Origin of the sequence: Streptomyces alfalfae (genome assembly GCF_004127445.1) — a bacterium.
Taxonomy (GTDB): domain Bacteria; phylum Actinomycetota; class Actinomycetes; order Streptomycetales; family Streptomycetaceae; genus Streptomyces; species Streptomyces alfalfae.
Genome location: NZ_QEXM01000050.1, coordinates 131,621 through 150,645, shown reverse-complemented (window position 1 = coordinate 150,645; position 19,025 = coordinate 131,621). Strand labels below are relative to the sequence as shown.

Sequence of the window (19,025 nt, the reverse complement as noted above, 5' to 3'; positions counted from 1 at the left end):
GGTTACGTCAGTTCCCCGAGCGGAATCCGCCGGAACGTGATCGTCTCGTACGCGCCGAAGTCCCCCGTCTCGTAGAGCAGTCCGACGGTGTCCGCGTCGAGGCGTACGAGGTCGGAGTAGGCGGCGGGCAGTCCGTCGACGGTGTGGGCGCTCTGCCAGGTGGTGCCGGAGTCGGTGCTGCGGCGCACGGTCATCAGGGCCCGGAAGCCGGGGTCGGCGGGTCCGGAGAAGAGGAGGACGTCGGGGTCGCGGAGCTGAAGGACGCTGCACTCCACGACGGGGCCGGTGAGGGAGGCCTGCGGGCGGAACGGTCTGACGAGGGTCTGGCCGCCGTCCCGCGAGTGGGCGTCGGCGCGGTTGCCGGGGGCCGGGGAGTCGTTGCGGGTGTTGAGGTAGAGGCGGCCGTCGGGGAGTTCGGCGGCGGTGGTCTCGTTGACGTTGATGTAGCCGTTGGTGTTGTCGTCGACGTAGCCGATGCGCCAGGTCGCGCCCGCGTCGTCGCTGAGCAGGCAGTGGCCGCCGTTGTACTTGCCCTCGGTGCCGTTGTCCGTGCCGGTGGGCGGCAGGGAGTGGTTGGCGGGGACGACGACGCGGCCGGGGTGGCCGGAGGCCTCGGTGAGCTGGATGGCGTGGCCCGGCGTGGTGGCGTACCAGCGCCAGTTCGGCTTCTTCACCTGGCCGGTGATCTCGCGCGGGGCCGACCAGGTGAGGCCGTCGTCGTCACTGTGCTGCACCCAGACGCGCCGTCCGGCGGCGGCGGAGACTTCGCCGCGGCGGATGGCGTCCTCGGTGGCCGCGGCGGCGTTCCGCACCTGCACGAGCAGGACGCGGCCGGTGTCGAGGACGACGGGGGCGGGGTTGCCGGCGAGGTCGGCGCCGTTCCGGCCGACGGCCTGGAGCGGGCCCCAGGTGCGCCCGCCGTCGGTGGAGCGCTTGAGGACGACGTCGATGTCGCCGAAGTCCTCCTGCGAGCCGACGCGGCCCTCGCAGAAGGCGAGGACGGCGCCGGACGCGGTGGTGACGACGGCGGGGATGCGGAAGCTCGCATAGCCCTCGCGGCCGGCCCGGAAGGGAACGGATGTCTCAACAGTCATCCCCCGGCCTTCCCCGTCCCGGGGGAATTCCGGGTGAACTCCGGGTCACGAGTGTCCCGCTCGGGCAGGATGCGACGCCATGGACGCCGTACGGGTCGCGCTGCTGCGCGAAGTGCTCGCCGGGACCGAGTGGCTGGGCGCCACCCGGCGCTTCGCGGGCTCGCTGCGCTCCAGCGTGGTGCCGCACGGCGGCGGGCTGCTCCTCGTGGGCACGGAGGCGTACGAACCGTGGCACCTCGCCGCGCACCTGGTGGACGAGGCGGCCTGGTCCGGTACGCCGGAGCTGACCCCCACGCTGGTGCGCCACCGGGTCCTCGCCTCCGACCCGGCGCACCTGTCGACCGGGCTCGGCAGGATCGAGGCGGCGCGGCGCGGCGAGACGCTGCTCGTCGTAGCGCCGGACGCGCCGGACGGTGAGCTGCTCACGCGCGTGCACGACGCGCGGCGGGCCGGCGCGACGGTCCTCGCCCTCGGTTCGGGCGACCGTGACCTGGCCGCCCTCTCGCACGAGGCCCTCGCCGTCCCCGAGGGGCCCGACCTGGACCTGGACACGGTGCAGCACCTGGTGAGCGCGGCGGCCGGCGAGAACGCGCTGCCCGAGGCGCGGGGGCGCCGACGCCTGCGGGACCGGCTCTCGCGCCTCGCGGACCAGCTGACGTCGCCGCCGCCGACGCGGTGGTAGCGGGGAAATTCGGTTGCCGGGGGTACCCGGCGGCGCTGAGCATGGGCTTTCGTGTCTCTCTCCGCGATCCTGCCCGATCTCTCCCCCTGGCGCTCGACCCGTGACTTCCGGCTGCTGTGGGTGCAGGGCCTCGTCACCTATTTCGGCAGCTTCATGGCGATGGTCGCGCTGCCGCTCCAGATCAAGGAGCTGACCGACTCACCGCTGGCGGTCGGGGCGATGGGCGCGGTGGAGCTGGTGCCGCTGGTCGTCTTCGGGCTCTACGGAGGTGCGCTCGCCGACGCGGCCGACCGCCGCAAGGTGATCCTCCTGAGCGAGGCGGCGCTCGGCCTGCTGGCGGCGATCCTGCTGGTCAACGCGTTGCTGCCGGAGCCGATGCTCTGGCCGCTGTATGTCGTCGCGGCCGGTGTCGCCGCGCTCTTTGGGCTGCAGCGCCCCGCCCTCGACTCGCTGATGGCGCGGATCGTGCCGCACGACCAGCTGACGGCGGCCGCCGCGCTGAACTCCCTGCGCTGGAACGTGGGCGCCATCGCGGGGCCCTCGCTCGCGGGCCTGGTCGTCGCGTACGCCGGGCACGCGTCCGCGTACGCCGTGACGGTCGTCGGCTTCGCGGTCTCGGTCCTGCTGTGCACCCGGCTCTCGCCCGCGCCCGCCGCGCGTCAGGCGGAGAAGCCGTCGCTGCGCGGCATAGCGGAAGGCGCGCGGTACGCGTGGTCGCGTCCCGTCCTGCTCGGCACGTACGCGGTCGACATGGCGGCGATGTTCTTCGCCTTCCCGAACACGATCTTCCCGTTCCTCGCGGACGACCTCGACGCGGAGTGGGCCCTCGGTCTGATGTACGCGGCGGGGGCCGTCGGCTCGCTGGCGCTCAGCCTCACCAGTGGGTGGACGTCGCGGGTGCGCAGGCACGGGCTGCTCGTGGTGTTCGGCGCGGCCGGGTGGGGCCTGGCGATCACGGCGGCCGGCTGGTCCGGCGACGTGTGGGTGGTCCTCGGCTGCCTGGCGCTCGCGGGCGCCGGCGACATGCTGAGCGGACTGGGCCGCTCCACGATCTGGAACCAGACCATCCCCGACGAGTTGCGGGGACGCCTGGCCGGCATCGAGGTCCTCTCGTACAGCGTGGGCCCGCAGCTCGGCCAGATGCGGGCGGGCGCGGCGGCGGGCTGGACCGGCACACGCCCCGCCATCTGGTCGGGCGGGCTGGCCTGCGTGGCCTCGGTGGCCGTGCTGGCGGCGGCCCTGCCGCGCCTGGTCTCCTACGACGCGACGACGGACCCCGACGCGCGGCTCCGCCGCGAACGGGAGGGGACGACCGCGGCGCCCGAGGCCCGGCCGTAGCCGGCCCCCGCGGCTCAGGAGGCCGCCCCCGCCGGTCCCGGGCGGCTACTGGCCGGGCCCGGCGGGGTCGTGCCACCGGGGGTCGTTCTCCCACTCCAGGTTGCGTTCCGCGGCGGTCCGCATCGCCTGTTCCGCATCCGCCCGCGACGCGTAGGGGCCCATGCGGTCCTTGCCGGGGCAGTCGGGGCCCTCCTCGACCTTCTTGTGCTCCAGGCAGTAGAACCACTCACCGGGCTTGCCGACCGTGCGCTTCTTGAACAGTGCCATGACTCACGTCCTCCTCGTCCCGCCACGTCCTCTGCCGCCATGCTGCCCCACCGGGGCTGGCTAGACTCGCTGGCATGTCTGGCCAGTCACTGCTCGTACCCGGGGAGCTCTCCCCCATCCGTTCCGTACCCGGCAACATCCGGCGCCCGGAGTACGTGGGGAAACCCGCCCCCACCCCCTACACGGGGCCGGAGGTGCAGACCCCCGCGACCATTGAGCTGATGCGCACCGCGGGTCGCATCGCCGCCCGTGCCATGGAAGAGGCCGCGAAGCACATCGCACCCGGTGTCACCACCGACGAGCTGGACCGTGTGGCGCACGAGTACATGTGCGACCACGGCGCCTACCCCTCCACGCTCGGCTACCGCGGCTTCCCGAAGTCGCTGTGCAGCTCGATCAACGAGGTCATCTGCCACGGCATCCCCGACTCCACCGTCCTGCGGGACGGCGACATCATCAACCTCGACGTCACGGCGTACATCGGCGGCGTGCACGGCGACAACAACGCCACCTACCTCGTCGGCGACGTCGACGAGGAGTCCCGGCTGCTCGTCGAGCGGACCCGCGAATCGCTCGCCCGCGCCATCAAGGCCGTCAAGCCCGGCCGCCAGATCAACATCATCGGCCGGGTCATCGAGTCGTACGCCAAGCGCTTCGGCTACGGCGTGGTGCGTGACTTCACCGGCCACGGCATCAACTCGGCCTTCCACTCCGGTCTGATCGTGCCGCACTACGACAGCCCGCACGCCACGACCACCATCCAGCCCGGCATGACGTTCACGATCGAGCCGATGCTGACGCTCGGCACGCACGAGTACGACATGTGGGAGGACGGCTGGACCGTCGTCACCAAGGACCGGAAGCGGACGGCGCAGTTCGAGCACACGCTGGTCGTCACGGACACCGGGGCGGAGATCCTCACGCTGCCCTGAAGCCGGTGTCGTGGCCCCGCTCGGACCCCGCTCCGGCGGCCGAGCGGGGCGTCGTGGCACGGGAGTTGCGACCCGGCGCCGACGCCCGCGCGGGCCCCGGTAGGGTTCGGGCCCGGGAAGGGCGAAGGTGAAGGGACCCCATGAGTAAGGTGCGCAGGCCGCACGGCCTCAGCCGTCCGCTCGCGACGGCGGCCGCGGCGACCGCCCTGGCGGTGACGGTGACGGGTTGCGTGACGGTGCACGGCGAGCGGGAGATCGTCCCCGCGGCGACGAAGGCCGAGGCACGCCGCGCGCTGAAGGACTTCCTGACCGCGTACAACAAGGCGGACGAGGAGCTGGACCCGGCGCTCGACGCGGGCCGGATCACGGGTCCGCTGGGCGCCATCAACCAGGCGGGCCTGCAGGCACGGCGCGTGCAGAACCCGGACGGCAACAAGAACCACGTGCCGCTCGAACTCACCGACGCGAAGTACGCGATACCGAAGAAGGCGGGCTGGCCCCGCTGGTTCGTCGCCGACACGCGCGCCAACCGCCGCGAGGACATGCGCTGGCTCCTGGTCTTCACCAAGGGCGGCCCGGACCAGCTCTGGGAGGCGTCCTACCTGAACCTCGTGGCGCCCGACGACGTGCCGCGGCTGAAGAAGGACGAGGACGGCTGGGCCGAGCCGGTGACGGCGGGCGAGGCGGCTCTCGCGATGGCGCCGAAGGACCTCGGCGAGAAGTACACGGCGTTCCTGAAGTCGGGCGGACCCGGCTTCGAGCCGGGACCGCACACCACGAAGTGGAAGGCGTTCCGCGACCGCAACACCAAGCGGCTCGGGGTGGGCGTGCAGTACCTCGACTACCCGATGAACGAGGGAACGTTCGCGCCCGTGGGCCTGCGCACCGAGGACGGGGGCGCGATGGTCTTCTTCTCCACGCACCACTACGAGAAGCAGACGGCGGCCAAGGGGACCGACCTCAAGCTCGACCCGGACGTGAAGGCCCTCCTCAAGGGCGACGCCAAGCAGGCGGTGACCCTGGAGCGCGTGTCGAACCAGGTCGTCGTCGACCCCGCGGAGTCCGACGGGGGCAAGGTCGCCTTCATCGGCCGCATCCAGGGCCTCACCGGGGCCAAGGGCGAGTAGCCCCGCCGGGCCGCCGGCGCGGTCAGCCCCGCAGCGGCCAGGCCGCGGAGTCCTGCTGCGGCTCGCCCGCGACCCGGGCGCACTCGTCGGTGAGCGTCTCCAGGAGCGTCAGCGGGTCCGGCAGCGGGTGCTCGGGGCCGCGCACCCAGCGCATCCCCAGGTCGCCGGGGAGCGCGGCGGGCGGCACGAGGACGTACGAGCCGCGGCAGTGCCAGCGCAGGCCCGGGTGCTCGTCCATCGTCTCGGGGTGGCAGTCCAGCTCGCAGGGCCACCACTCGTCCTCGTCCTCGGGGGTGCCGCGGGTCGCGGTGTAGAAGAGCAGGCGGCCGTCGTCGGACTCGGCGACCGGGCCGACCTCGATGCCCGCGGCGAGGAGCCGCTGGAGGGCCTCGCGGCCGGCGTCCAGGGGCACGTCGAGGACGTCGTGGATCATGCCGGTCGCGGTGATGAAGTTGGCCTGGGGCTGGTGGCGGGCCCAGCGCTCGATCTGGCCGGGGTCGGTCGTGGACTGCGTCTGCCAGGCGAAGGAGACCGGATGCCGGGCGGGTGTGGGGCAGCCGATGCGGTCGCACGAACATCGGTACCCCGAGGGATACGCGGCCGGGGCGAGCGGGAATCCGGCCGCCGCGGCGGCGAGCAGCAGGTCCTCGCGGGCCCGGTCATCCCCCGCCGTGTCCTTGGGGCGCCGGCGCAGCCACTGGGAAAACCTGCCCTGTCCACCGGACCGGCTGCCGAACTCCGCGCCCATCTAGCCCCTCACCTCGCCGTTGTGCCGAAAGCATGACCCATGGTCCCACCATCCTGCGCTTCAGGGGGCCGTAGCTCACAACCGGGGTGACCGGGACGACACCAACGTCGGGTGACATTCCGCCGCATTACGGACGAGAGCGGGTGATGCCGTACAGCGCGTACTCGACGATCTTGTCCACGTACTCGTGGGTGAGGGGGCCCGAGCGCATCAACCAGCGCTGGGCCAGCGGGCTCGCCCACAGCTCCAGGGCGATGCGGGGGTCGACGTCGGGCAGGACGTGCCCGGCCTCCTGCGCCTTGCGGATGCGCCTGACGAAGAGCTGGAGCTGCGGTTCGAGCAGCTTCTCCACGAATTCGGCGCCCACCTCGGGGTTGAGGAGCCCCTCGGCGGCGAGCGCGCGGTAGGGCGCGTCGTACTTGGGGTCGTTGAACTCGTCGACGGTGGCGCGCATCACGTGCTTGAGGTCCGCCTCCAGGTCGCCGGAGTCGGTGATCTCGGTCTGGACCACGTCGTGGCCCGCCTTCTCGCTGGCCTCGGCACTGGCCTGGTCGGCGAGGTCGAGGAAGGCGTCGAGCAGGACGGCGCCCTTCGACGGCCACCAGCGGTAGATCGTCTGCTTGCCGACGCCCGCGCGGGCCGCGATGGCCTCGATCGTCAGCTTGGCGTATCCGGTCTCGTGGACGAGGGCGAGGGCGGCGTCGTAGATGGCGCGGCGCGAGCGTTCGCTGCGGCGCGTGGAGTCGGGAACGGTCTTCTGGGCCATGTCCTCGAATGTAGCAGCGCCGAGCCGAGACGTACCGTCTTGACAATACGTGGCGTCTCGTTCGAGGTGGCGCAACCACCCGTTCGGTGCACAGCGCGGAGACTTCTCACACCCCACTATGGGCAGCAACTGCCCCGCGACGGGCGGCTCCTGCCTCACCATGGGCAGAGCTGACCCAACCCGGGCAGCACCTGACCCTGCGGTCGTGAGGAGCCTTCCTTGTCCCGTAGTCCTCGCTCTCCTCGGCGCGCCACACCCAGGCGCTATCTGATGTGCCCACCGGCACACTTCAAGGTCACGTACTCCATCAACCCCTGGATGGACCCCGCCAAGCCCGTCGACGTACCGCTGGCCGTCGCCCAGTGGGAGGACCTGCGCGACCGCTACCGCGCGCTCGGCCACACCGTCGAGGAACTGACCCCCCGGCGGGAACTGCCGGACATGGTCTACGCGGCGAACGGCGCGACCGTCGTCGACGGCCGGGTCCTCGGCGCCCGCTTCGCCCACCGCGAGCGCGAGGCGGAGGCCGCGGCCCACCTGGAGTGGTTCCGCGCGCACGGCTTCACCGAGGTGCACGAGCCCGTCCACATCAACGAGGGCGAGGGCGACTTCGCCGTCACCTCCTCCTACGTCCTGGCCGGGCGCGGCTTCCGGGCCAGCCCGCTCTCGCACGGCGAGGCACAGGAGTTCTTCGGCCGCCCGGTCATCGGGCTCGACCTGATCGACCCCCGGTACTACCACCTGGACACCGCGCTCGCCGTCCTGGACGACGCGGCGGACGAGGTCATGTACTACCCGGCGGCCTTCTCGCCGGGCAGCCGGGCGGTCCTGCGGCGGCTCTTCCCCGACGCGCTGATCGCCGAGGAGCCGGACGCCGAGGCGCTGGGGCTCAACGCCGTCTCCGACGGCCGCCACGTGCTGCTCCCCCAGGCCGCCGTGGGGCTCTACGAACCGCTGCGGGCCCGCGGCTTCGAGCCCATCGGGATGGACCTGAGCGAACTGCTCAAGGGCGGCGGCAGCGTGAAGTGCTGCACACAGGAGCTGCGGGCGTGATACCAATACGGGCGCACGGCCGCACGGACCCATTTGTGAGGCCGTGTCACGACAACCAAACAGTCGGGCCCGGCGCCGGCCGGGTCCAGGGGGAAGAGGTATCAGCGCAGTGAACCGTATGCGCACGTCCGCAGCGATACTGGCGACCGCGGGGGCACTGACCGCCGCACAGCTCGGCGTGGCGGGGGCCGCGTCCGCGTCGGAGAAGCCGACCGCGCGGACCGAGTCGGCCGCTCCGAGCGCCGCGCCGCGGAGCTCGGGCTGCCCGATCGACATCGTCTACACCTCCCGCTTCCAGATCGACCGGAACGGGTGGGTGACCAACGGGGGCCTGTACTTCGGGCTGAAGAGCAAGAGCACCAAGACCTTCAAGAAGGTCAGCTTCACCGTCACCAACGTCAAGAACATCCGCTTCGGCAGGGCGACGCCGACCGGGGGCAAGGTGACCCGCAAGACGTCGCAGACCGTCAAGGTCTACGACAAGAGCCTCGCGCCCAAGGCCAAGCTCGGCGTCAAGGTGCGCACGCACCTGCTCAACACCCGCACGTACCGGGTGAAGTTCACCGTGCGCGGCGAGGGCTGGAGCTGCGCCGTCAACCAGGGCACGTGGGGCGCGGGCTCCTAGCGGCCCGGCGTCACCCGGCGGACCGGGGCGGCCACGCGTCGCCCCAGTCCGTGTCGCGCGCCGCGCGGTAGAGGGGGCCGTGGCGCTTGGTCACGGTCTCCCTGCGCAGCTGCTCCTCGGCCGCACACAGGTCGAGGAGCACCTGGCCCTTGCGGATCTGGGGCCGCCGCACCACGCGTGCCGCCGGCGGCACGGGATCCAGGCGGGTCGCCGCCACGTAACCGAACTTCTCGTCCTCGTACGCGAGCGAGCCGCCCTTGACCTGGCGGTGCAGCGACGACCTGCTGACCCGCGCCGAGAAGTGGCACCAGTCGGCGCCGGGCTCTATGGGGCAGGGCGCGCTGTGCGGGCAGGGCGCGGCGACGCGGAACCCGGCGGCGATCAGCCGGTCCCTGGCCTCGATGATCCGGGCGTAGCCGTCCGGGGTGCCGGGCTCCACGACGACGACGGCTCCGGTGGCCGCCTTCGCCGCGGCTTCGACGACGGAGCGCCGGTCGGCCTCCGTCAGCTCCTTCAGCACGTACGACACGGTGACGAGGTCGGCGTCCTCGATCGCGAGCGAGCCGCCGATCCTGGCGCGCTCCCACCGCACGGACCCCAACTGCGGGATGCTCCCGGCGAGTTCACGCCCCAGGGCGAGTGCGGGCTCGGCCCAGTCGAGCACGGTGACGGGCCGCTCGCCCGGCCAGGTCTCGGCGACCGCCCAGGTGGCGGCGCCGGTGCCACCGCCGACGTCCACGTGGCTGCCGGGCGCCCACCCCTCGGGCACGGCGCCCGCGAGCGCGTCGAGCGCGGAGCACACGGCCTCGAAGGTCGCGGGCATCCGGTACGCGGCGTAGGCGGCGACGTCGGCGCGGTCCCGCAGGATGGGCGCGTCGGTGGGCGTCTGCCCCCGGTAACTGGCGATGAGCCGGTCGACGGCCCGCGCGGCCTGCGTGGGCGGCAGCCCGTCGAGCAACCCGGCGAGCGCGGCACGCAGGGCATCGGCGGGACGGACGGAGATCGGCACGTTCACCCCGAGAGTCTACCGGGACCGACGCCTCCGGATGTGGCACGAGAACGGCACCCCGCAGGGGACGCGGAGAACCACGAGAGCGCTCAAGGCCGCCCCACGGGCGCGGGGAACTGCGCGAGCGACCGCACACGGCCCGCGCCCGCGCAGACAACCGGAGGTGGGCAGACGCGTGGGCGGGGCCTACCCCGCGGCGGCCCGCGCCAGCCGCGTGGCCGCCCGCGCCCGCGGGGAACTGTCCAAAGCCCCACGCCGCGGATGCACCGCATTGCTCAGGAGCACGAGAAACGTGTCGGTGGCCGGATCGAGGACGAGGGACGTCCCGGTGAACCCGGTGTGCCCGGCAGCACCCCGCCCGGCCAGCTCCCCCATGAACCACGGCTGGTCGATCCCGAACCCGAGCCCGCCCCCCATCAGCATCAGCTCGACGAAGTCGGGCCCGAGGACGCGGGCCCTGCCGTACGCTCCCCCGCAGAGGATCGTCCGGCAGAAGACCGCCAGGTCACGCCCGGTGGAGAAGAGACCGGCGTGCCCGGCCACGCCCCCCAGCGCCCAGGCGTTCTCGTCGTGGACGACGCCCCGCAGCATCCCCCGGTCGGCCTTGGCCCACGGTCTGCGCTGGTCCTCCGTGGCGGCGGCGTCCGGACGCGGCCCGAAGCCGGTGCCGCTCATGCCGAGCGGCCGGGTGATGCCCTCGCGCACGAGGTCGGCCAGGGAACGCCGGGTCAGGCGCTCCAGGATGTGCTGGAGCAGGAGCATGTTCAGGTCGGAGTAGACGTACTCGCCGGGTTCGCCGACCGGCTCCTCCGCCCGCAGCGCCGCGAGCCGCGAGGCGTCGTCGGGACAGTCGTACAGCGGCAGCTCGGGCCGGAACCCGGAGGTGTGGGTGAGGAGCTGGCGCACGGTGACGCCGTGCGCGGCGGCGCCGCGGAACTCGGGGATGTACGCGCCCACGAGCGCGTCGATGCCGAGGGTGCCGCGCTCCAGTTGCTGCATGGCGGCGACGGTCGTGAAGAGCTTGGTGAGCGAGGCCAGGTCGAAGGGCGTGTCCACCCGCATGGGGACACGCCACTCGTGGGGCAGCTCGACGCCCCGGCCGGCCTCCGGGTCGTACGAGGCGTAGCGCACCGCCCAGCCCGCGGCCGCCTCGGCGGCGATGACGGGGCCGCGGCCCACGACGACCACGGCGCCCGAGCACCAGGGGCGGGGGCCGCGTGTCAGCTCGCGCACCTCGGCGACCAGACGGCCGATCTCGTCCGGGTCGAGGCCCGCGCGCTCGGGGGTGCCGGCGCGCAGGGTGCGTGGTGAGCTCAGTGTTCCGCCTCCTCCGTGGGCGTGTGCTGCCAGGGGCGGCACAGTCCCACGAAGCAGGCGATGGCCGCCAGCGCGCAGACCAGTTGGACGACGGCCATGGGGACGGCGGTGTCCTCCCCCGCGATGCCGACGAGCGGCGAGGCGACGGCGCCGACGAGGAAGGAGGAGGTGCCGAGGAGCGCGGAGGCGGACCCGGCGGCGTGCGGGGTGCGGATGAGGGCGAGGGACTGGGTGTTGGGCATGGCGAGACCCATCGCCGACATCAGGACGAAGAGCCCGGCGGCGACGGGGAAGAGGCCGATCTCGCCGAAGACGCCGGTGGTCATGAGCAGCAGGGCGGTGGCGGCGACGGCGATGGTGGTGAGGCCGAAGGCGAGCGCCTTGTTGAGGCTGACCCGGCCGACGAGGACCTTGCCGTTGATCTGGCCGACGACGATCAGGCCGACGGAGTTGACGCCGAAGAGGAGGCTGAAGGTCTGCGGCGAGGCGCCGTAGATCTCCTGGATGACGAAGGGCGAGGCGGAGATGTAGGCGAAGAGGGCGGCGAACGCGAAGCCGCCCGCGACCATGTAGCCGGTGAAGACGCGGTCGGCGAGGAGGGAGCGCATGGTGCGCAGCGCCTCGGCGGTGCCGCCGCTGTGCCGCTTGTCGGGGGCGAGGGTCTCGGGCAGGACCCGCCACACCAGGAAGGTCAGGGCGATGCCGACGCCGGTGAGGACGACGAAGATGCCGCGCCAGTCGGTGAAGCGCAGGACCTGACCGCCGATGAGGGGTGCGACGACCGGGGCCACGCCGGAGATCAGCATCAGGGTGGAGAAGAAGCGGGCCATCTCCACGCCGTCGTACAGGTCGCGGACGATCGCGCGGGCGATGACGATCCCGGCGGCCCCGGCGAGGCCCTGGAGCAGGCGGAAGCCGATGAGCAGTTCCGCGGTGGGGGCGAACGCGCAGATCGCGGTGGCGACGATGTAGACGAGCAGCCCGACGAGGAGCGGCCTGCGGCGTCCCCACTTGTCGCTCATGGGGCCCACCACGAGCTGGCCGAGGGCCATGCCCATGAGGCAGGCGGTGAGGGTGAGCTGGACGGTCGCGGCCGGGGAGCTCAGGGCGTCGGTGACCTCCGGCAGGGCCGGGAGGTACATGTCCATGGAGAGCGGCGGGACGGCGGTGAGGCCGCCGAGCACCAGGGTCACCAGGGCTCCGGTGCGGCGGAGGGCGACGGGGCTCTTCGGCTCCGCCGCCCCGGTTATCTCGTGCTCTGCGGTTGTCTGCCCGCGCTCAGGCATCTAGCCCCTCCCATGTCTCTTCGTTTCCCCCCATGGTCGCAGCTCCGGGCAGGTGGTTCCTCCCCCCGAACCCGCCCCCTTCCCGGGGCCGGGGGCCCCGCCCCGGCCTCCGCTCCTCAGATGCCGGAGGGGCTGGGAACCAGAGGTCGGAGGGGCTGGGAACCAGAGGTCGGAGGGGCTGGTCCCCAGACTCCGGACGGCTGGAAGGTCCTGCCGTCCGGCGTCCGAGGACCCACTCGGCTCAGCCGGTGATCACGCCGGGCGGAGCCCCGGCGAGCCCGCCTCGGTGACGAAAGAGGCCGCTGTCTTCAGGGACGCCCCCGGCTTCGTGACGGCGTCGAGCGTCTTGAAGTCGGCCCGCGCGGAGTCCCGGCCGTAGGCCACCGTCACGTAGCCCCGCCGCCCGTTGTAGAACTTCAGGTGCGGGTTGGCCCTGGTGTAGGTCTCCCAGTTGGCCGGCTTGTCGGCGCCGTCCTTGCCGCTGGCGATGGACGTGGCGACGATCTCCGTGCCGAGGGTCTTGGAGGAGGGGTCGTCGAAGTCGGCCTTGATGTCGAAGGCGTAGCCGACGTGCACGTCACCGGTGAGGACCATGAGGTTGTCCAGGCGTGCGGCCCTGGCGCCCGCGAGGACCCGCTGCCGGGAGGCGCGGTAGCCGTCCCAGGCGTCCATGGAGAGCTTCGGCTGCTCGGTGAGGTCCAGCCGGCGCTGGGAGAAGGTGACCTGCTGGGGGACGACGTTCCACAGGGCGCGGGAGCGGCGCCAGCCGTCGATGAGCCAGCGCTCCTGCGTGGCGCCGGTGATGGTGCGCGCCGGGTCGTCCGTCTCGGGGCCCGCGGGGTGCGCTTTGTCGCCGTACGCCTGGTCGGAGCGGTACTGCCGGGTGTCGAGGATGTCGAACTGGGCGAGGCGGCCCCAGACCAGGCGGCGGTAGAGCTGGGCGTCGGGGCCCTTGGGGAGCTGGGGGCGGCGCAGCGGCAGGTTCTCCCAGTACGCGCGGTAGGCGGCGGCGCGGCGGAGCAGGAACTCCGCGGCCGGGTCGCCGTTCTCGGAGATGTCGTCGGCGTAGTTGTTCTCGGCCTCGTGGTCGTCCCAGGTGACGACGAAGGGGTGCGCGGCGTGCGCGGCCCGCAGGTCGGGGTCGGACTTGTAGAGGCCGTACCGCAGTCGGTAGTCCTGGAGGGTCTTGGTCTCCTTGTTGTAGTGGGCGGGCAGGGTGCGGTCGGTGTAGTTGCGGGCGCCGCCGACGGCGTTCACGGCGTACTCGTAGAGGTAGTCGCCGAGGTGGAAGACGACGTCGACGTCGTCCTGCGCCAGGTGCTTGTGGGCGGTGAAGTAGCCGTCGTGGTAGGCCTGGCAGGAGACGGCGGCGAGGGTCAGGGAGCCGGGGCGGCTGCCCGCGGCGGGCGCGGTGCGGGTGCGGCCGGTCTCGCTCACCCACTGACCGGCGCGGAAGCGGAAGTAGTAGCGGCGGCCCGGGTCCAGGTGGTCCGCCTCGACGTGCACGGAGTGGCCGTACTCGGGGTGCGCGGTGGCGGTGCCGCGTCTGGCGATCCGGCGGAAGCGTGCGTCGTGGGCGAGTTCCCAGCGGACGGAGACGCGCTCCTGGGGCAGGCCGCCGCCCGGCTCGTAGGGGGCGGGTGCCAGGCGGGTCCAGAGCAGGACCGAGGTGGGCTGCGGGTCACCGGAGGCGACGCCGAGCGTGAAGGGGTCGTCCTTGATGCGGCGGGCGTCCAGCTCGGCGGCGGCCGCGACGCCGGCGCTCGGCAGGTTGGTGGCGAAGGCGAGGGCGGCGGCCGCTCCGGTGACGGTGAGGAAGCGGCGGCGCCCGAGGTGCTGGGCAGCGGCGCGGAGCTCGGGTGCGTGGTGCGTGCCTGCGGGTGTCATTGGACCCTTCCCTGACGATTGGTGTCAGGTGCATGGAAGTAGCGGGGGACGACGGCCGCCTGTCGCGTACACAACAGCCATATGGCGGGCGGATGATGTCCGCGTGGACGGCCCTCCCGTACGCTGCGGGGCCATGAACGCTGAGCCAACTCCCCGGCCGAACTCCTCCCCCGCCACCCCGCGGACCGCCGCGAAGACCGCCGTGGTGACCGGGGCGGGCTCCGGAATCGGCCGCTCCGTCGCCCTCGAACTCCTGGCCGCGGGCTGGTCCGTGGCGCTCGCGGGCCGCCGCGTCGAGACCCTGGCGGAGACGGCCGCCCTCGCCTCCGCGCCGGACGGCGCCGCCCTCACCGTACGGACGGACGTGTCACGGCCGGACGACGTGGCCGCGCTGTTCGCCGCCGTCCGCGAGCGCTTCGGGCGGCTCGACCTGCTCTTCAACAACGCCGGCACGTTCGGCCCCGGTGGCGTCCCGGTCGAGGACCTGTCCTACGAGGCGTGGCGGCACGTCGTCGACACCAACCTCAACGGCGCCTTCCTCTGCGCGCAGGCGGCCTTCCGGCAGATGAAGGAGCAGGAGCCGCACGGCGGCCGGATCATCAACAACGGCTCCATCTCCGCGCACGCGCCGCGCCCGGACTCGGTGGCGTACACGGCGACGAAGCACGCGCTGACCGGCCTGACGAAGTCCCTTTCCCTGGACGGGCGTCGCCACCGGATCGCCGTGGGGCAGATCGACATCGGCAACGCCGCGACCGACATGACCGAGCGCATGCAGTCGGGCGTCCTCCAGGCCAACGGCGAACTGGCGAGCGAGCCGGTGATGGACGTGGCCGACGTGGCGCGCACGGTGCGGCACATGGCGGAGCTGCCCCTGGAGGCGAACGTCCAGTTCGCGACGGTCCTCGCGACCGACATGCCCTACATCGGACGGGGTTGAGGGGCCGTTTCGCGGCACGGCGGGCCGGGGGCGGCGGCCGGGGCGGGTCGGCGGAGAACCGTCCCGACGTCCGGATCTCCACAAGTGGAATGGGGCCTGCCGCACCAATCCGGGTCAGCACGCACCGTATGCTCGGCTTCTCTCCACGAGAACTTCACACTTGGAGCATCTCTTGCGCATACGCACCGCCGCCCCCGCCGTCCTCACCGCCACCGCTCTGGCGGCGGCCCTGCTCGCCGCGTCGCCCGCGTCGGCGGCGAGCCACCAGGGCGGACTGCACCTCGGCCACATCCAGTACGACAGCCCCGGCCGCGACACCCGGTCGAACGCGTCGCTGAACGCCGAGTGGGTCAACATCCACAACAACACCCGGTCCCCGATCCAGCTCAAGGGCTACAAGCTCAAGGACAACACCGGGTACACCTACACCTTCGGCAGCTACAAGATCGGCGCCGGCAAGACCGTCAAGGTCCGCACCGGCAAGGGCGCCGACGCCTCCGGCGTGCGCTACTGGGGCCGGGGCGGCTACGTCTGGAACAACACCGGCGACAAGGCCCGCCTCCTCAAGCCGAGCGGTGCGCTCAAGGACTCCTGCTCCTGGTCGCGCGCCGGCTCCGGGCACGTCAGCTGCCACTGACCGCCGTCCGAGGGGGGTGGGGGGGCGGCCGCTCCGTGACGGGGCCCCGGCGGTCGGGGCCGCGGGGGAATGAACCCGCGCCGCGGAACGGTTGCCCTGCGACATGACGACGAATGACACCGCCGGCTCCCCCGCCCCCGAAGTGCTGCGCTACGCGGCCTTCACCACCGACCCCGCGGGCGGCAACCCCGCCGGGGTCGTCCTCGACGCGGCCGGACTCGACGACACGGCGATGCTGACGATCGCGGCACGGCTCGGCTACAGCGAGACCGCCTTCCTCACGGCCAGGGACCCCGGAGCCGCCGAACCGGTCTACGACGTGCGCTACTTCGCCCCCAAGGCCGAGGTCCCGTTCTGCGGGCACGCCACCGTGGCCGCCGCGGTGGCGCTCGCCGAGCGGGACGGGACCCGTGCCGGCGCCGGGGGCTATCTCTTCGCGACACCGGCGGGCGAGGTGCCGGTCGCCGTCGACACGGGCGAGGGGACGCCGCGGGCCACGCTCACCAGCGTCGTGCCGCACGTCGAGGCCGCCGGGGCGGACGACGTGGCCGAGGCGCTCGCCGCGCTCGGCTGGTCCGCGGCCGAACTGGACGCCGCCCTGCCGCCGCGGATCGCCTTCGCGGGCGCCCGCCACCTCGTCATCGCCGCGGCGACCCGGGACCGCCTCGCCCGGCTCGACTACGACTTCCCGCGCCTGGAGGCGCTGATGCGACGCCTCGGCCTCACGACCGTGCAGCTGGTCCGGCGGGCGTCGGCGGACGTCTTCCACGTACGCGACCCGTTCCCGGTGGGCGGCGTCGTCGAGGACCCGGCGACGGGCGCGGCGGCCGCCGCCTTCGGCGCCTACGCGCGCGAACTCGGCCTCGTCCCCGCCTCCGCCGTCCTCACCCTCCACCAGGGCGAGGACATGGGCAGGCCCGGCGTCCTGACGGTGACGCTGCGGGAGGGCGACGAGCGGGTGCGGGTCAGCGGGACGGCGGTACGGATTCCGGCGTGACGCCCGCGCGGGCGTCACGGCCCGCCCGGCCCCTGACGGCTCAGGCCTGGCCCGTCTCGAAGTGGGTGATCCTGCCCGCGTCGTCCGGGACGAAGCGCCACTTCGTGCGCATCTCGCCCCAGGTGTCGTTGCGGTAGGTGACGAGCAGCACGCGGCCCCCGTCCGACTCCGACATGACGTCCATGTGGCCGCGCGAGGAGAAGATCTCCCGCTCGGTCCACTCGGCGACGTCACGGTCGGAGCCGTCGTCGGACATGGTCGCGCCGGGCGCGAGCAGCGCCTCGAAGGCGTGCCTGTCATGGGCGTTGACCGCGGTCACGAAAGCCCGGACCGAGGGGTCGCCGAGCCGGTTCACCTGGATGCTCATGGGCACACGCTCACACCGGGCGGACGCCCGCGCCACCGGGACGCCGGCGCCCCTCACCCGTACGGCCGCCCGGACCGGGTGCCCGGCGCCGGTCCGTCGGACGGTGGGAGAGGACCGATTCCGTTTCCGCCCACCGCTGGGGAGCCCGCGATGACCTGTTCCTGCCTGGACCGACGTGACCTCGGACTGCTGCTCCTGCGCGCGGGGACCGGAGGGGTGCTCGCCGCGCACGGCGCCCAGAAGCTGTTCGGCTGGTTCGGCGGCCACGGCCTGGAGGGCACCGGCGCCTTCTTCGAGTCCATCGGCTACGCCCCGGGCAAGCGCAACGCCCTGGTCGCCGGGCTCGCCGAGGCCGGCGGCGGCGCCCTCCTCGCCCTGGGGCTCGCCACCCCGGCGGCGGGCTCCGCGGCGGCCGGCGCCATGGCGGGCGCCGCGGCCGTGCACGCGCCGAGCGGCTTCTTCAGCCAGGGCGGCGGCTACGAGTACCCGGCGTTCCTCGGCCTGACCGCCGCCGCCCTCGCCGTCACCGGGCCCGGCCGCTACTCCGTCGACCACGCGGTCGGCCACTCCCTCAACCGCGCCTGGATGGTCCCCGCCGCGCTCGCGGGCACCGCGGTCGGGGTGCTCGTGACGCTGGCCGCGCGCCGGAAGAACGTACGCGAGAGCGCCTCGCCCGAGGAGTAGCCCGCGTGGCAGGCTGCGGGCCATGAACGACCGACCGGACCCGCCGCGGTCCGCCCCGCGCCCGCCCGCGCCCCACCCGGACCCCTGGGACACCGTCGACCGCCTGTACGACTGGCTGGAGTCCCACAACCGGCGCGCCCCGCGGGAGGCCCTGCTCCTGCGCATGCTGAAGCTCTCCGAGGAGGTCGGCGAGGTCTCCGAGGCGGTCATCGGCGCCATGGGACAGAATCCGCGCAAGGGCGCCAGCCACACCTGGGACGACGTCCGGGCCGAGCTGTGCGACGTCATCGTCACGGCCATGGTGGCGCTGCGCACCCTGACCCCCGACGCGGAGGCCGTGCTCGCCGCACATCTGCGCCGCGTCGCCGACCGCTCGGAGATCCCTGTCCCGGAGGGCGACCGCCCCGAAAGGGCTGCCCCCGGCGGCGACCGCTCCAAAACCGGTTTACCCGAGGGCGGTTGAGCACCTACCCTCCGCCCTCATGACCCTTTCCTCCGATCACCCCCCGCGCCTCGCGAGCCTCACCTTCCACGGCCCGTTCTCCGAGGCGCGCGCCGAGCGCCTCGTCGGCCGGCTCGCGGCGACAGCCCCCCGCACGGTCCTCGACATCGGCTGCGGCTGGGGCGAGTTGCTGCTGCGCGTCCTGGGTGCGGCGCCCGGGGCCACCGGCGTCGGCGTCGACCTCAACGGCGAGGACCTGGCCCGCGGCCGGGCCGCCGCCCGGGAGCGCGGCCTCGCCGACCGGGTGCTCTTCGCCGAGGAGTCCGCGCGCGACACCGGCCGCGGCCCCGCGGACGTCGTGCTCTGTCTGGGCGCGAGCCAGGCCCTCAGCGCCGCCGAGCCGCCCCGGTCGGCCGTGGAGGCGCTGCACGCGCTGCGCCGGCTGGTCCTGCCGGGCGGCCGGGTGGTGCTCGGCGAGGGCTTCTGGCAGCGCCCGCCCACCGCGAACGAGCTGGCCGGGATGTGGCCGGACGCGCGGGCCGACGAGTACTTGCCGCTCGGCGACCTGGTGGACGCGGCGATCGACGCCGGGTTCCGTCCCCTGTGGGTGGAGACGGCGAGCGAGGAGGAGTGGGAGGAGTTCGAGTCCGGCTACCGCTGCGACGCCGAGGAGTGGCTCGCCGCGCACCCGGACCACCCGGAGGCCGCCGGGACGCGGGCGCGCGTCGACGCCCAGCGTGCCACCTGGCTGCGCGGGTACCGCCGGGTGCTCGGCATCACGTATCTGACCTTGGTCCCGGTGGGCTGAGGCGGGTTAGGGTCGGGCG

Annotated in this window: 21 protein-coding genes; 12 read left to right on the top strand and 9 right to left on the bottom strand. The window is 73.3% G+C overall.

Annotation, left to right across the window (positions count from 1 at the left end):
- Positions 1-2 precede the first annotated feature (2 nt).
- Positions 3-1,094 carry a sialidase family protein gene (locus DCW30_RS31785; RefSeq protein ID WP_076686629.1) on the bottom strand — a complete coding sequence of 364 codons (1,092 nt, stop codon included), beginning with the start codon at positions 1,092-1,094 and terminating at the stop codon, positions 3-5.
- A 79-nt stretch (positions 1,095-1,173) separates the two neighbouring features.
- Between DCW30_RS31785 and DCW30_RS31780 the strand changes: the two genes are divergently transcribed.
- Positions 1,174-1,776, top strand: coding sequence for a hypothetical protein (locus DCW30_RS31780; protein WP_062777054.1), 603 nt, complete (start codon positions 1,174-1,176; stop codon positions 1,774-1,776).
- A gap of 51 nt (positions 1,777-1,827) precedes the next feature.
- Entirely contained in the window at positions 1,828-3,114 is a 1,287-nt protein-coding gene (locus DCW30_RS31775; protein ID WP_076686628.1) for an MFS transporter, read from the top strand.
- A 45-nt stretch (positions 3,115-3,159) separates the two neighbouring features.
- On the opposite strand, the gene DCW30_RS31770 is transcribed toward DCW30_RS31775, so the two are convergent.
- On the bottom strand, positions 3,160-3,381 hold the full coding sequence (locus DCW30_RS31770; protein WP_062777058.1) for a hypothetical protein: 222 nt from the start codon (positions 3,379-3,381) through the stop codon (positions 3,160-3,162).
- Between the two features lie 74 nt (positions 3,382-3,455).
- On the opposite strand from DCW30_RS31770, the gene map reads away from it, so the two are divergent.
- The gene (gene map, locus DCW30_RS31765; RefSeq protein ID WP_062777059.1) at positions 3,456-4,313 is read left to right on the top strand and encodes a type I methionyl aminopeptidase; all 858 of its coding nucleotides are present in this window, start codon (positions 3,456-3,458) and stop codon (positions 4,311-4,313) included.
- A gap of 140 nt (positions 4,314-4,453) precedes the next feature.
- On the top strand, positions 4,454-5,440 hold the full coding sequence (locus DCW30_RS31760) for an SCO2278 family lipoprotein (RefSeq protein WP_076686627.1): 987 nt from the start codon (positions 4,454-4,456) through the stop codon (positions 5,438-5,440).
- Positions 5,441-5,462: 22 nt separating this feature from the next.
- Here DCW30_RS31760 and DCW30_RS31755 read toward each other — a convergent pair whose 3' ends face one another.
- Both DCW30_RS31755 and DCW30_RS31750 read right to left on the bottom strand, forming a co-directional pair.
- Entirely contained in the window at positions 5,463-6,188 is a 726-nt protein-coding gene (locus DCW30_RS31755; RefSeq protein ID WP_062777063.1) for a bifunctional DNA primase/polymerase, read from the bottom strand.
- Between the two features lie 127 nt (positions 6,189-6,315).
- Positions 6,316-6,954, bottom strand: a complete 639-nt coding sequence (locus DCW30_RS31750) for a TetR/AcrR family transcriptional regulator (protein WP_076686626.1) — start codon at positions 6,952-6,954, stop codon at positions 6,316-6,318.
- Positions 6,955-7,173: 219 nt separating this feature from the next.
- Between DCW30_RS31750 and ddaH the strand changes: the two genes are divergently transcribed.
- Positions 7,174-8,007, top strand: coding sequence for a dimethylargininase (gene ddaH, locus DCW30_RS31745; RefSeq protein ID WP_335755788.1), 834 nt, complete (start codon positions 7,174-7,176; stop codon positions 8,005-8,007).
- 118 nt (positions 8,008-8,125) lie between these two features.
- The gene (locus DCW30_RS31740) at positions 8,126-8,632 is read left to right on the top strand and encodes a hypothetical protein (protein ID WP_232626666.1); all 507 of its coding nucleotides are present in this window, start codon (positions 8,126-8,128) and stop codon (positions 8,630-8,632) included.
- A gap of 10 nt (positions 8,633-8,642) precedes the next feature.
- On the opposite strand, the gene DCW30_RS31735 is transcribed toward DCW30_RS31740, so the two are convergent.
- The 4 genes from DCW30_RS31735 to DCW30_RS31720 form a co-directional block, all read right to left on the bottom strand.
- Positions 8,643-9,647 carry a small ribosomal subunit Rsm22 family protein gene (locus tag DCW30_RS31735; RefSeq protein ID WP_076686623.1) on the bottom strand — a complete coding sequence of 335 codons (1,005 nt, stop codon included), beginning with the start codon at positions 9,645-9,647 and terminating at the stop codon, positions 8,643-8,645.
- A gap of 180 nt (positions 9,648-9,827) precedes the next feature.
- Positions 9,828-11,000, bottom strand: coding sequence for a serine hydrolase domain-containing protein (locus tag DCW30_RS31730; protein ID WP_076686622.1), 1,173 nt, complete (start codon positions 10,998-11,000; stop codon positions 9,828-9,830).
- Positions 10,955-12,244, bottom strand: coding sequence for a multidrug effflux MFS transporter (locus tag DCW30_RS31725; protein WP_103557499.1), 1,290 nt, complete (start codon positions 12,242-12,244; stop codon positions 10,955-10,957). The genes DCW30_RS31730 and DCW30_RS31725 overlap by 46 nt, the downstream gene beginning before the upstream one ends.
- A 252-nt stretch (positions 12,245-12,496) precedes the next feature.
- Complete coding sequence (locus DCW30_RS31720) at positions 12,497-14,131, bottom strand: alkaline phosphatase D family protein (protein WP_076686621.1); 1,635 nt, start codon at positions 14,129-14,131, stop codon at positions 12,497-12,499.
- 133 nt (positions 14,132-14,264) lie between these two features.
- Between DCW30_RS31720 and DCW30_RS31715 the strand changes: the two genes are divergently transcribed.
- From DCW30_RS31715 to DCW30_RS31705, 3 genes are all read left to right on the top strand, one after another.
- The gene (locus tag DCW30_RS31715) at positions 14,265-15,071 is read left to right on the top strand and encodes an SDR family oxidoreductase (RefSeq protein WP_076686620.1); all 807 of its coding nucleotides are present in this window, start codon (positions 14,265-14,267) and stop codon (positions 15,069-15,071) included.
- Positions 15,072-15,243: 172 nt separating this feature from the next.
- Entirely contained in the window at positions 15,244-15,708 is a 465-nt protein-coding gene (locus DCW30_RS31710; protein ID WP_062777169.1) for a lamin tail domain-containing protein, read from the top strand.
- Between the two features lie 103 nt (positions 15,709-15,811).
- The gene (locus tag DCW30_RS31705; RefSeq protein ID WP_076686619.1) at positions 15,812-16,705 is read left to right on the top strand and encodes a PhzF family phenazine biosynthesis protein; all 894 of its coding nucleotides are present in this window, start codon (positions 15,812-15,814) and stop codon (positions 16,703-16,705) included.
- 40 nt (positions 16,706-16,745) lie between these two features.
- Here the strand turns inward: DCW30_RS31705 and DCW30_RS31700 are convergent, their stop codons facing one another.
- On the bottom strand, positions 16,746-17,072 hold the full coding sequence (locus DCW30_RS31700) for a hypothetical protein (protein ID WP_076686618.1): 327 nt from the start codon (positions 17,070-17,072) through the stop codon (positions 16,746-16,748).
- A gap of 150 nt (positions 17,073-17,222) precedes the next feature.
- Between DCW30_RS31700 and DCW30_RS31695 the strand changes: the two genes are divergently transcribed.
- The 3 genes from DCW30_RS31695 to DCW30_RS31685 are packed head-to-tail and all read left to right on the top strand — an operon-like array spanning position 17,223 to position 19,006.
- Positions 17,223-17,756: a DoxX family membrane protein gene (locus DCW30_RS31695; protein ID WP_062777090.1), complete on the top strand. Its 534-nt coding sequence runs from the start codon at positions 17,223-17,225 to the stop codon at positions 17,754-17,756.
- A 22-nt stretch (positions 17,757-17,778) separates the two neighbouring features.
- Positions 17,779-18,219, top strand: coding sequence for a MazG-like family protein (locus DCW30_RS31690; RefSeq protein ID WP_237283445.1), 441 nt, complete (start codon positions 17,779-17,781; stop codon positions 18,217-18,219).
- 19 nt (positions 18,220-18,238) lie between these two features.
- Positions 18,239-19,006, top strand: a complete 768-nt coding sequence (locus DCW30_RS31685; RefSeq protein ID WP_076686617.1) for an SAM-dependent methyltransferase — start codon at positions 18,239-18,241, stop codon at positions 19,004-19,006.
- The last annotated feature ends 19 nt before the right edge of the window (positions 19,007-19,025 follow it).

Coding starts and splice junctions, on each gene's coding strand:
- DCW30_RS31785 (WP_076686629.1), bottom strand. CDS start 1,094: ATGACTGTTGAGACATCCGTTCCCTTCCGGGCCGGCCGCGAGGGCTAT.
- DCW30_RS31780 (WP_062777054.1), top strand. CDS start 1,174: ATGGACGCCGTACGGGTCGCGCTGCTGCGCGAAGTGCTCGCCGGGACC.
- DCW30_RS31770 (WP_062777058.1), bottom strand. CDS start 3,381: ATGGCACTGTTCAAGAAGCGCACGGTCGGCAAGCCCGGTGAGTGGTTC.
- map (WP_062777059.1), top strand. CDS start 3,456: ATGTCTGGCCAGTCACTGCTCGTACCCGGGGAGCTCTCCCCCATCCGT.
- DCW30_RS31760 (WP_076686627.1), top strand. CDS start 4,454: ATGAGTAAGGTGCGCAGGCCGCACGGCCTCAGCCGTCCGCTCGCGACG.
- DCW30_RS31755 (WP_062777063.1), bottom strand. CDS start 6,188: ATGGGCGCGGAGTTCGGCAGCCGGTCCGGTGGACAGGGCAGGTTTTCC.
- DCW30_RS31750 (WP_076686626.1), bottom strand. CDS start 6,954: ATGGCCCAGAAGACCGTTCCCGACTCCACGCGCCGCAGCGAACGCTCG.
- DCW30_RS31740 (WP_232626666.1), top strand. CDS start 8,126: ATGCGCACGTCCGCAGCGATACTGGCGACCGCGGGGGCACTGACCGCC.
- DCW30_RS31725 (WP_103557499.1), bottom strand. CDS start 12,244: ATGCCTGAGCGCGGGCAGACAACCGCAGAGCACGAGATAACCGGGGCG.
- DCW30_RS31720 (WP_076686621.1), bottom strand. CDS start 14,131: ATGACACCCGCAGGCACGCACCACGCACCCGAGCTCCGCGCCGCTGCC.
- DCW30_RS31715 (WP_076686620.1), top strand. CDS start 14,265: ATGAACGCTGAGCCAACTCCCCGGCCGAACTCCTCCCCCGCCACCCCG.
- DCW30_RS31705 (WP_076686619.1), top strand. CDS start 15,812: ATGACGACGAATGACACCGCCGGCTCCCCCGCCCCCGAAGTGCTGCGC.
- DCW30_RS31700 (WP_076686618.1), bottom strand. CDS start 17,072: ATGAGCATCCAGGTGAACCGGCTCGGCGACCCCTCGGTCCGGGCTTTC.
- DCW30_RS31695 (WP_062777090.1), top strand. CDS start 17,223: ATGACCTGTTCCTGCCTGGACCGACGTGACCTCGGACTGCTGCTCCTG.
- DCW30_RS31690 (WP_237283445.1), top strand. CDS start 17,779: ATGAACGACCGACCGGACCCGCCGCGGTCCGCCCCGCGCCCGCCCGCG.
- DCW30_RS31685 (WP_076686617.1), top strand. CDS start 18,239: ATGACCCTTTCCTCCGATCACCCCCCGCGCCTCGCGAGCCTCACCTTC.